At 47.3% G+C, this 12,505-nt stretch carries 7 protein-coding genes and 1 pseudogene; 1 reads left to right on the top strand and 7 read right to left on the bottom strand.

Features of this window, described 5'->3' with window-relative positions; translation table 11 throughout:
• The 7 genes and pseudogenes from Q369_RS29965 to Q369_RS0121715 form a co-directional block, all read right to left on the bottom strand.
• A pseudogene (locus Q369_RS29965) lies at positions 1-351 on the bottom strand (Crp/Fnr family transcriptional regulator); the annotation flags it as partial.
• Positions 352-516: 165 nt separating this feature from the next.
• The gene (locus tag Q369_RS0121740) at positions 517-2,163 is read right to left on the bottom strand and encodes an FAD-dependent oxidoreductase (RefSeq protein ID WP_031529850.1); all 1,647 of its coding nucleotides are present in this window, start codon (positions 2,161-2,163) and stop codon (positions 517-519) included.
• Positions 2,164-2,185: 22 nt separating this feature from the next.
• Positions 2,186-4,330: a PKD domain-containing protein gene (locus Q369_RS0121735; RefSeq protein ID WP_031529849.1), complete on the bottom strand. Its 2,145-nt coding sequence runs from the start codon at positions 4,328-4,330 to the stop codon at positions 2,186-2,188.
• Between the two features lie 74 nt (positions 4,331-4,404).
• Positions 4,405-5,856 carry a SusD/RagB family nutrient-binding outer membrane lipoprotein gene (locus tag Q369_RS0121730; protein ID WP_031529848.1) on the bottom strand — a complete coding sequence of 484 codons (1,452 nt, stop codon included), beginning with the start codon at positions 5,854-5,856 and terminating at the stop codon, positions 4,405-4,407.
• A 12-nt stretch (positions 5,857-5,868) separates the two neighbouring features.
• On the bottom strand, positions 5,869-9,447 hold the full coding sequence (locus tag Q369_RS0121725) for a SusC/RagA family TonB-linked outer membrane protein (RefSeq protein ID WP_229206917.1): 3,579 nt from the start codon (positions 9,445-9,447) through the stop codon (positions 5,869-5,871).
• Positions 9,448-9,689: 242 nt separating this feature from the next.
• A complete protein-coding gene (locus tag Q369_RS0121720) occupies positions 9,690-10,808 on the bottom strand; it encodes a FecR family protein (RefSeq protein ID WP_031529846.1) in 1,119 nt (372 codons plus the stop codon).
• Between the two features lie 157 nt (positions 10,809-10,965).
• Positions 10,966-11,568, bottom strand: coding sequence for an RNA polymerase sigma factor (locus Q369_RS0121715; RefSeq protein ID WP_031529845.1), 603 nt, complete (start codon positions 11,566-11,568; stop codon positions 10,966-10,968).
• Positions 11,569-12,187: 619 nt separating this feature from the next.
• Between Q369_RS0121715 and Q369_RS0121710 the strand changes: the two genes are divergently transcribed.
• The coding region (locus Q369_RS0121710) for a response regulator (protein ID WP_031529844.1) at positions 12,188-12,505 on the top strand (318 nt) is incomplete at its 3' end.

Raw genomic sequence — 12,505 nt, 5'->3', positions numbered from 1 at the left:
GGTGTATTGGAGCGGGACGGACAAAATTATATCCGGATTTTCTCCGATGAGCTGGTCATATCGTTCAGCTGCGGTCAGCGATTGAAGTTTGGAAATCCGCTTTTCCATTTCAATAAACAGATTCTCAGCAATTACCCTTCGCCAGATATGCAGCTTTGGTATTGCATCGCATAGTTTCTCTAGCTGCTGTCTGTCAATCACCCACAAGACTGTGGGCTCAATGGCCGAGATACTTTCGACCGTGGGTGTCCTTGTCAGAAAGCTTGTAAATGAGGAGATAAACCGTCCGGCCGTAAAGAAATAACAAGTATGCTCACTGCCAAGGCTATCAATGTAGTGCACGCGCAGCTTTCCCGACGCTAAGGCTTCCTTTACTTACATCAGGGCGCATTTAATAAAGATGGTAATAGGTTTTCTTGACCGGTTTAAGATAAAACAATACTAATGGGAATAAACTGCCCTAAAATTGAACATCCTTGGCTATCATACCATTTCACAAGGAAAAACGCAACGGACTTAAAGCTCTAACTTCTGTTTGTCTTTCAAGAGCTGCGCTTTCAATTTTGCATAGTCCAGATCCTGCACAGCCACTTTGGCATCAATCGCCTGCACCGCAGCGGAAGCTGCACTCTCTCCTAAAATCATGAAAACGGGCTCCATTCGAATCGATCCGTAAGCAATGTGGGAACTGGAAAGGCAAACCGGAACCAACAGGTTTTGGCACTCTGCCCTTTTGGGAATTATAGAAGTATAGGAAATGCTGTAAGGCTTCTTGGGATGCACACCGATATCACCTTCATTCTGCACAAATCCATCTTCTTTAACATAACGCTGTGCATGGTGCGAATCCAATGCATAAGAACCCATTCCAATCGGTTGGCTAACCGGTTCTAGGCCAAGCGTGTGGTTTTCGGTCATTACACTTTCACCGATCATTCTTCTAGCTTCACGCACATAGATCTGGTGCGGCCAGCCGCCATTATCTTTGAATTCATCCTTGGGTAACCCCCAGTTGCTCATCTCTTTGCGGACATCGGCTGGAACTTGCGGGTCATTGGACAAGAAATACATCAGACCTTTCTGGTACAATTCATGCGCCCTGATGATCTCTTTTCTCCTATCGTAAGTGGCTTCTGGGTAATCATAGTTCTGACCGATGAAATCGGTGCTGAATGGACCGTGGTTGTTGGTATCTGTTTTTTTGTTCGGAATCGGGTCGTATTTATCAAATGTCTCTGTCCAACCTGCCTTGTAAACCCTGCCCAGCAACTCATAGTTGACAGGATCATAACCTTCCGGTTTGGCGAATGGAATGCGGTTATCGGGATTCGCAGAAAGACACATCCGGAAACAGTAAGCCTGTATTTTATTATCCCCGGAGCCATTTTCCGCTATCTTTTCATCACTTACATAAGGCAGGAGGCCGCTTTTCGTGTCACCCTCCACCTTGTATGGACTAACATTCTTCTGGAAATGATGTTTGTGGTGAAAGACGCCTGCTTGTACACCGTTCCATTTTTCATTGTAAACACTATTTGCCTCACGTCCAACGTGGTATTTCACACCGGCGGCAGCCATTAAATCGCCTTCATAGGTGGCATCAATAAACATTTTGCCTTTTAAAGTTTTGCCAGAAAGTGTCCTGATCGAAACGATTTTGCCGTCTTTTTTCTCCACACCGTTTTTCCGGTCTAGCCACTCGTCGCGGTAGATCTGAATGTTATTTTCCTTGACAAAATCTTCAAAAACCTGCTCAGCCGCGTGCGGTTCAAAGATCCACATCGTACGCTCAGTTCCGTCCATTGCAGAGGTACCCTGACCTTTGTTGCCATATTCTTCCTTTTTCTGCCATTTCCAGGCTTCCCGCTTGTCGTAATGCAAGTATAGCCTGTGGTAAAACTCCCTGGCCAAACCGCCAATGACAGACTTATCACCCGTATCCGTAAAACCCAAACCACTTGCAGAAAGTCCGCCAACATGCTTGTCAGGAGAAACGACCAGCACTGTTTTTCCTGATTTTATAACCCTTACCGCAGCTGTAATGGCCGCGGAAGTTCCTCCATAAATGACCACGTCCGCGCTTTGTGTTTTCGGTTTTTGTGAAAAACCTGCATTGCTGCACATAAAAATCAGGGCAGCTATATAAATCAAATATTTTTTCATTTCAATCAATATAAGGTTTAATCTATTCCTGTACTTTCTTAAAAATAATCGCATCAACCAACACCTGCCCTTCCGCACCTTCGCTCAGAATATCGACATACCCGTCCATTCCTTCGGGGAAATCGAATTTCCCGATGGAAAGTGACTCAGTAGGCTGTACCCAAATTTCCTCCGTGCTTTTTTCCGAACGAACCTTTACTTTGAATTTCGGTACTGCATTCAACTTACTATCTACCGGGTACTTTTTCCCATTCGAACTGGCCCTAAGTTGGGGATCAAAAGGGGTTTGCTCCGAGAACAACAACTCGTATGTACCCGCCGCCAGATCGGGCCGAAACCTTACAAATTCACCTTCCACAGTCCGCCCGCCATTGGTCAGATACATATCACCGAATCCTTTTTCCTTCCATCTTTTAAACTGCGGCGCAACCCAGAAGTACGGCGTACTGTAAAACCGGTTTTCACGCACGTCCGCATTGTCGATGATCTCGCGTTTGAGGTTTCCAATTTCATTGTGCGCTGGCGGGTAAGTCGGGATTGTGAGGTTTACCATCAAATACTGCACTGCATTGGCGCTCCCCGGGGCCTCCACGTGTATACGCGCGCTGTAAACGCCCGTACGCAAACCGCTTGCATTAACAGAAACCTTCAATTTTTGCGCATTGCCCTGTCCCTCCGTTTGCAGAGATAGCCAGCCTTTCCCGCTCAGATATTCTACTTTAGGCGCATTGACTTTACCCAGTTCACCTTTCCCAACATTCAGCAGCGCCACCGTTTTTGCATTGGGCTCCGGCCTGGTTGGCCTGGCAAGAAAGTGAAGTGAATTTGGGATAAATGCTCTTTCCAATGCATACACATCCATCACGTGCACTGGGCGAATCCGGAACGAAGGTTCTTCACTGCAAGCCAATGCCAATGCAGATACCGCGTTTGGCGCAGCATTTCCATTGGGGCCATCAATTGTAATGTGCTGCGTGAAGCCGCTGCGGGTTACACCATCGTGGACCAGGAGTGTTACCGGATAAATGCCCGGATTGACAAAAACATGCTTTGTATTTTTCTCAACAGCAATGCCGCCGTCGCCGAATGTCCAGTAGTACAGCAGGTCGCGACCAGCGCTTTTGTACGCATTCCGCGATGTTTCGCCAATAAATGAAATACCCTCCCCTGCCCTTCCCGGGCGCAGCGGACCGATGATTGCCTTGGTTTCACCCGCCCGCTCGCGGTTATCTTCAAAAGTTTGCCAAAACAAGATCCAAGGATCGAGCAGCATCTCGGCTTCCTCTTCCTTTGCTTTTACCCGAAACACAAAATGCGAATGGTTATTATTCCCTACATGCACACCCGACCCGTCCGAATAATACACGCCGGCGCCGATGGGCGTATGCTCCGGAATACGTAGGTTCAGCATGTGGTGGTTTTGAATGCTCCATTTGTCCCCGTTTTGCCAGGTATGGATCCCCCGCCACCGGTTGTTATTATCGCCCTTTTCCAGACTGAAAACCAAATAATGATCGTCGATCGGAAACGGGGTAAAGTGTGGGGTGCCAGCTGGATTATTCAGATCCAAACCGCCGTGCAGCTCAAATCCATTGTAAGCGCCCATCCAGCAATCGTCTCCATTGTAACTGTTCGAAATGCGTAGGAAATTTTCACTGCTGGGAAACATTGGGTAAAGTTTCGACGGAGCAATGCGGCTGGTCATATCCGTCACGGCGAAACGTGCGTGCTTGTGCGGCACCGATTCGCTACTTTTTCCGCCGTGCTCATCCTTAATGATCTGCCCGATCGAATTGACCCCATCAAACCATACCCGCATTCCGTTGATCACATAAGGCTCATAAAAACTTTCCTGAGAACCGACATAACGTTCCATTTTCATCAGATGCCCGTCCATTAGTACCTGACAGGTAAAATGGTAAAGCGTGGCGCCTCCGGGCTGGTCTTCCCTGAGTTTTCCGAGGTTGGTAATAATGACATCCGACGAAATTTCCTTTAATACCATTGTCCGGATCTCGCCATTCCGGAGGGTAAATTTCAGCGTATCCTCCTTGTTCATTTCAATGGGCGTCAGCGTAGCTTTGGCCTTCCGGAATATGGTTTCGCTACTGGCGGAACTTCCCCAAAACAGCAGGAAAATGACAAATGCCAGATTAAACTGGGACATTGGTATCAAAGGATATTGTCGTTGTTTACGCATCATCATTTAATCTTTCTTCTCACTATGAATGGGTTAAACAATTATTTATTGACCGCCGTAGGCTCGAAAAGGTCAGGCAAAGGATTGGGGGTGCTTGCATTTGAATTGATCTCATTTTGTCCGTAGAAGAACCTTTCAGGCAGTTGGTTGCCTGTGGAAGGCGTGAGCTTAATGCCGATTCCATCTTTGCGCGTTCTTCTGATATCATTAAAACCGATCAGCCGGACAAAGAAAGTGACGTATCGTTCTTCCAGTATCTCTTCCAAAAGCGCCCGCGTTTTGTCAAAATTGGTCGGATTCGCCATGCCGCCGGCAGCAAAATCGGCTTCTGTATATGCGTCATATTTAAGGCTGTACCTCGACCGGTAAGTAGGGTCCATGTAGCCGCCCAAGCTCATAAATTCGCGAAACCTGTTCAGGTGCGTTAATGCCAACGCAAAGTCGGGCTTTCTCGCCGCAGCCTCCGCCAGGGTCAGCAAGTTTTCTTCGTAGGTAACCATCGGCGAAGGTGCATTCATCGCGATAACCCCATTCAAAGAATCGCCCCGAGCTACGGAAAGGTAGTTTGGTTCGATTTCGCCGGTAATGCCTTTTGTACCCAAATTGACATAGTAAAAATTAAACCGCGCAGTTTCATCCGTTTTGACATTACCCCGGTACGTTTTCGCAGCCGGATCAAGAATGGTGGTCAGATAGGCATTTCTAGCGCTCACATCGCCGGCGCGTTCTTCCACATTATGCAGATAATAGCGGTTGCGCGTGCCCGCAGTTGCCGTGTGCGGACTCAACAAAGAACCAGCCGGGCTTGCAATACCTTTCAATGCTTCACTATAAGCCTTATCGTATTCCCTGGTTTCCATATAAAGCCTCGCTTTCAACGTATGCGCCACTGCAATCCATTTGGCAGCATCGCCATTGAAGAAAATATCGGCCTTGTTTGTCACCGCACCCTTTCCCGATTCCAGGGCCACAATACCTTCATCGAGCAGCTTTTGAACACCTGCATACACACTCCCCTGCGGATCGAAAACAGGATTGGGATATTGCTGCGGATTACCAAACTGAGAGAATGGGATATCGCCATAAAGCGCCGCCCCAGAGCCCATTACATAAGCTTGCACCACCCTAGCAATGCCGATACCGCGCTGGTTATCCGCCTCCCTGTATTTGCCAATCGCTTTTTCAAGCTGAATGTAGGTCTGGTTATAAATGTAGGTCCAGGCATCATCGGTTTCCACCGCGGTGTACTGGTAATTCTGATAGTTCAGGTACTGCCTTTGGATCCCGGTCATGTACCCCGACCACATATTGGAAATGATCGCAATCCTCGATCCGTTGAAGTTGACAGACGCCACCTGCGCACCTGTGAGCATCATATCGGCGGGCGCATCAGTCACATTGTTCGGGTCCACATTCAAGTCCTTCACAAAACTCGAACACGAGGTTGCGAAGACAAAAACGGTCGTTATAGCAAAATAAAATAGTCGTTTCATGAGGATAACTAATTAATAGTTAATAAGTAAAGAAAACAGGTAGGATCTTGTGCCGGGGTTATCAAAGTAATCCAGACCTCTTCCCAGCGAAACCTGCGTATGATTGGAATCAGGATCTATCCCGCGCACGCCTGTCCACAGAAAAAGGTTACGACCCGACAGTCTGAATTCAACGGACCGTAATTTTGTAGCCTTTCTGAAAGCTTCGGATTGCAGAGTATAACCCAGCGAAAGCTCCCGCAGCCTGGTCCAGCTGCCGTCCACGACAAACTGTTCTTTCAACCCACTGAAACCGCCGCCCAGCGTCGTGTAATACGATTCATCCAGCAGCACTTCTCCTGCGCCCAGGTCGGCGACATTGCCTCTTACCGTTGTCCCGGCAGGGATCACTGCACCTTTAAAATTTTTGAGGTCTTTCGTCAATGTCACCTCTTTGCCTACGTCTTCGTGCGTCCCGTGCGAATACATTACGCCTCTTGTTCCTTCAAAAAAGTCGCCGCCCTGAAATGTTTCAAATAACAATTCGAGTGAAAAAGATTTGTAGGAAAGATTAGCGCCGAATCCGCCTCTCCAGTCAGGATTAGGGTCACCGATTTTGGCATTGGCTGCATTGACTGTGGGGAAACCGTTTGCATCAAAAATCTTGGTACCCCGGTCGTCACGGGCATAATGTCCGCCCATAAACACGCCGACGGGCTGACCTTCCAGCGCATTGATCGTCATATAACCGCTGATACCTCCCACTTGTACGGCCGTTGCGCCGGCGAGGTCGGTTACCAGACTGCGGTTTCTATTGAGGTTAAAATTGAGCGAAAGTGTCAGATCTTTTTTTCTGAAAACATCATAATTCAGATCAAAATCCACGCCCTTGTTCTGCATGGTTCCTGCATTCTGATAGGCGCTGGAAAAACCTGTTGAGTTAGGTACCGGCACAGAGAGCAGCAAGTCTTTTGTTTTGTTCTGATAGTAGGTAATCTCGGTTCTCAGCCTGTTCCCCAAAAATCTCAGATCCGTACCCACTTCATACTCCGTTTTCCTTTCGGGCCGCAACTGATCATTTCCGAAATTTGCACTTTGCAGGTAAGATCCGTTTCCGTAAAGCGAGTTACCAGCCACAAACAAAGTCCTTGTCCGGTAAGGAGCAGGCTGCACACCTACCACGCCGTAAGATGCTCTCAGCTTTCCGAATGTCAGCCAGTTGGCTTTTTCAAACATTTTCAATTTCGTGAATTGCCAGGCAACGTCTCCGGAAGGATAGTAGAATGTATTGTCGGACGCTTCTCCAAAAGTCGACGCAGCTTCACCGGCGAATGAAAAATTGAAGAACAATGCATCGTAAACCGACAAGCCTAGTACCGAATATGCCCGCGCACTTCTGATGTTTGTCTTATAATTGTTCGGGTTTTTGTTGACGGTCAGGGCATTTGAAAAATTCCAGGGCCCTTCGGCGATCAGAAAATCGGACATTTCTCCGCCCAACTCGGCATATTTACGATCATTCAAATTGAATCCGGCAATCAGGTTCGCCGAAAAATTGGGATTGAACTGGTGGCTATACCTTCCGATCAGATCATAATTGAGCTGATTTTCCAGAATGTTTACTTCACCGTACCGGCCATTCAAATTCACCGCATCAGCCTGCGCCGAATTGACAGGGAAATACGTTCGGCGCACATCGGAAGAATTATCGACACCAAACCGGTTGATGATATCCAATCCTTTTATGGGCGTAATGGTCAGCTCCGCGCTGCCGATAAACCGGTTCACCGAATTCGGGTTTTTCTGCTCGATCATTGTCCACAGCGGATTGTTGTACACCGGGTTGGAGCTGTTTCCTAGGTAATTCCGGTACGACCGCTGCCTGTTCGGGATCGGCGCCGCATTGGGGCCGCTGTAATAGTTGCCTTTGTAATCGGTGATGTCGAAATCGGGCGTCATGCGGTAATAACCCAGCAGCATACCAGCCGTATTATTGGATCGCTGCACGCGCTCCGACCGGATCATTGCGTAAGACGCATGCGTGGACAGTTTGATGATCTCGCTGAACTTACTTTCAATGTTCAGCCTGATCGTGCTCCTTCTGTAATCGCTGTTTTGTCTGAAAACACCTTTCTGGTAAACGTCCCCCAGACTAAACAGGTAGTTGGAGTTGGCCCCGCCGCCACTAAGACTGAGGCTATTATCGACAGCATATCCGTTCCTGAAGATTGATTTGAACTGATCATCCGCATAAACGTCACGCGAATTCTTTTTGATAATGGGATAGTATCTTTTCCCAGTTTGGTAACCTTCAAAAAATTCACCCGACATATTTACCTCGTCCGCTCCGCCAGCTCTTGCCTCAATCTTGTCACCCCAAGCATTTCCGGAAGCAGGGTTAAATTTGCCCTGGTCGCCCTGGCCGAATGCGGTTTGTCTTTGGTGGTAGCGGTTGATTTCGTCCATTGAATAGCTCGATTTGAACGAAATCCGCATTTTATCATTGAAAGCGCCATTTTTGGTAGTAATTACGATCACACCGTTAGCAGCCCGCGATCCCCATAGTGCGGCAGCCGAAGCGCCTTTTAAAACCTGAATGGAAGCAATATCGTCGGGATTAATGTCATTCACGCGCGATTGCTGCACGACGCCGCGAATGTTGGTACCACCATGAACGGAGCTGTTAATGGGCACACCATCAACTATATACAGTGGCTGCGATGAGCCGGACAAGGTGCTCGCGCCCCGGATCTGCACAAAAGAGCCGCCGCCCGGATCGCTGCCCGAAGACCTGCCAACAAAAACGCCGGAAGCCTTTCCTGCCATTTTATTAAGCAGGCTCGTTTCCCCGGAAGCCGCAATGCTTTTATCCGTGATCTTGGAGCTCGTAGATCCCAGCTTGTCGGCGGATTCCTTAAACCCCAGCGCGGTAACCACCACCGCGTCCAGCATCTTGATGTCCGAGTCCAGAACAATGTTAAAACTCGTTTGGTCGCCTACGATAATTTCCATGTTGACGTAGCCCACAAAAGACAGGATAAGCGTCGCGTTTTCGTCGGGAACGCTGATTTCGAAAGCGCCATCGGTATTGGTAAGCGTTCCGCGTTGTGAGCCTTTCAGCATCACGCTCACACCTGGCAGCGCCTCGCCCTTATCGTCTTTTACAGTTCCGCGAATATTTATTTCCTGACGGGAATGGCTATTTTCGGGCAGATTAATCTGCTCATCGCCTGCACTTTTAGATTGATTTATAGCCTTTTGCAGGATGATCTGCTTGCCTTGCAGTTTGTACCGGATCCCGGTTTTGAGCAGCAGCTCGTCGAGCACACCAGATAAAGGCTGCTGGTGAGCGGTTATGGTCACTTTTTGGTCGGGTGAGATCAGGTTTGAGGTGTAGGTAAAATGTACATCGGCCAGTTTCTGGATCTGGTTGAGCACGTGACGCAATCCTTCATTTTCTGCATGAATGGATATCTTCTGGTTCAATGCTTTCTGAGCGTCGGCCGGCCGGGCGAGACTCACTCCTGCAAACAGAAAAACCAACAAAAGCTGATGAATTGATATTTTCATAATTGTACGTGCCAGCCAAAGCGCTTGTCTTTGTTTTTTCATAATTTTGATCGTTTTGTCATAGACTTGATAAGGGTTGAAGGCAAAGTAATCCCGTTCATCTTCCTGGAAGATTGGCATGCGTACGAGGGTACAAATGTGACGGGCAGGCTGGTGGTGGCTCAAACACCATCAGCCTTTTTGTAGGAGAGGTTTTATCTCATAGGCGGTTGGTTTATATTAAAGGTATTGTCTTTCGGCAATTGGCTTTAGGATCCATTTTGACTGGCGACGACCGAAAGCACTCAACGGCATCCGCTTCCCGCAATCACAATCCCGCCATTCGAAGGTTCGTAATGCGCGTCGATCGCTTCGCAGATGCTGTTGATTCTTTCTGTCAGCGTTTCTCCGCGGAATGATGTGATGATCCGGCAGTTGGTAAAAGTGTGTTCGTCGAATGCAATGTCAATTCCGTACAGTTTTTCAAGCTTGTTGAATACCTCAGCCACAGGTGTATCTACAAAAACCTGCTCGTGTGAATCGGTGTCCTGCGCAATGATTTCCAGGTCTTTAAGTGGAGTTCTTTCCAATACCAGGTCATTTCGGTCAAAAACAGCTTGTTGGTGCATTGTGAGCATGATACCCGGCGCGGGTTTGCTTGTTGCATTTTCCGGAAGCTCAAACTCGCTCGACTTGTGTACAGAGACTTTCCCGCTTTTCACGCTCACTTTAACAAGATCATCTTTAGGGAATGCCGTAACCCGGAAACGCGTCCCCCATACCTGTGTGACGGTTTCACCCGCATAAACGAGGAACGGCCTTGTACCGTGGGAGACTTCAAAAAAAGCATCGCCACTCAAGGTTACTTTCCGGCTATCCCCGGCGAATGTTTGCGGAAATTGCAGCGTACTTCCCGGGAAAATGGTCACAATGCTGCTGTCACTGAGAATGAGCGTCTGGTTATGCGGCGTATCGTTTTTTCTGGCAACAAGCGCGTTGGAGACCTGCGTAGCTTGTCCAGGCGAGTTTTGGCTGAGTAGTGATTTCGAAGTTTCACGCGAATTCCACAGCAAAAAACCCAGTGAAGCAACCAGCACCGCCGCCACCCGCCACCAGTAATGTAACAGAAAAGACCTTTTCGTTTGAGGTGTCGAATCCAGTTCATCGAGCTTGCCTACAATCTGTTCGACCCTGCGCGCCACTTCCTCCTTTGGGAGCTGGGAATTGTAACGCTGGTCCAGGGTCAGGACAATAATGCGCGCTTTTTCGTAGCGGTCGCGATGGTCGGGGTTCGCCGCTGTCCACGCTTGCCAGAAGGCGGTTGATTCCTTATTGGGATGGAGCATGGAAGTCCGGAAGTAATCATCCCGGGCCAGGTCTTCAATGGTGTAATCGTTGTAATTGAACATGGATGCAGCAGGCATTTCACCGCTTTAATGGACATTTTAAAAGTGACCCCTCGCGTCTTGACGATCAGAATCAACCTATAGTCCCATTTGCTGCATTACATACCCAGTGCAATTCAATTATTTTTTGGAATAATTACATCAAATCGCAACACATTGATTAGGAATTATTTATCTATTTAAAAAAATAGATAAATACAGGAATAATGAGAACGACGACCCAACTATCCCTGATTTTTTGTAGTGTACGGTGAAGCAGGTTAGCCACGCTTTGCCGCGCGAGCCCCATGATCTGCGTAATTTCATCGAATTCGAGTCCTTGGTAAAAACGCAGGTAAACAATCTCCTGCTGGCGCCTGGGAAGCGTGTCCAGAACCGCATTCAAATGCCTGATCCGGGCTGTTTCTTCTTCTTTTAAAACAATGCAGGATTCTATTGAGATATCCGGGTCTGCTGCGAAAGATGCATACAGCGGCTCTTTGAAGCGTTTCAGGCGAATGCTTTCCTTGAAGATTTTATTGCGCAGCGCGCGGAGCAGGTAAGTTTTTACAAAATCAGTTTTTGACAAGAAAGTGCGCCGCTCCCAAAGTTCGAGAAAAAGCTCCTGAACGCAGTCGGCGATGAAATCCTCGTCACTATTCAGCCTGAGTCCGTAATTGTATAACAACTGGTAATAATGAAGTGCGAGCTGTCCGAACGCTTCTTTGTCGCCCGCCCGGAACCTGTCCCACAATACCTCGTGCGAAACCTGAAAAGATATGTTGCTGGTATCGTTCAAAAGGTGTCTTGATGAGAATGTCTTACCCGCCGAGAGCAGAACGTTGTTGTTTTACACGAAAGCAACAACTCAAATTAAATACCATAAAACGAAAGTTAAAAACATTATTAAATCTTTCTTTTAATTTATCTGATCTATATCGAAGTAAAGCACCGAAGCTTATGTTGCCCTCTTTTACAACAGAATCGTGGTAGTATTTAAATGTATTAAAAATGAAAGTTTTTGATATTCTAGGAACAGGTTAGCTTTCATTAACCGCTCATGGGTAATCTCTATGTTGCAACAAGCTGTTTCTTATAGGTTAGCCGCTAATTCCTTGGCTGGGCTCACGTTACAAGTTGCTTCTCAATTTGTGATAAACAGGTCAATTTATGCTTCTGATTCATCAGGCCGTGACAGCCTACTAGGGTACGATTTAACGTATACCATTAGCAGTAATTGTACTATTTTTGCCTCTTTTTGAAGTAGAACTGATAAATTGAGATTCATCTAAAATTTCGATTATACCACCGATTAATTTGGCCACCTCGAGCGGTTACATATGGAGTCTGGGAATTACCTTGTTAAGAGCGCATAGTTGATAGAGATAAGGCGTTCGATAAAAATTTTATCTTTGCATATGAGGAGAAGTACAACTTTCTTTTTAGCAGATGACGATGCCGATGATCGCCTATTAATGATAGAGGCGATCAAAGCCATAGATCCAAACATCGGAATTGTGGAATCAGAGAATGGGCAGGAACTTCTCACGGTTCTAGAGTCGCAAACAGTATTTGATAGATGTCTTATCATTCTGGACATGAACATGCCGAAAATGAACGGCTTGGAAACTTTATCAAATCTGCGAATCATTCCTCGCTTAGCTTCCTTACCTACTGTTATGCTTTCAACATCTGGAAATCCAGATATGATTGACTTTGCTAAAAAATTAGGTGCG

Source organism: Dyadobacter crusticola DSM 16708, assembly GCF_000701505.1.
GTDB lineage: Bacteria > Bacteroidota > Bacteroidia > Cytophagales > Spirosomataceae > Dyadobacter > Dyadobacter crusticola.
This window is presented reverse-complemented; position numbering and strand designations above follow the sequence as displayed.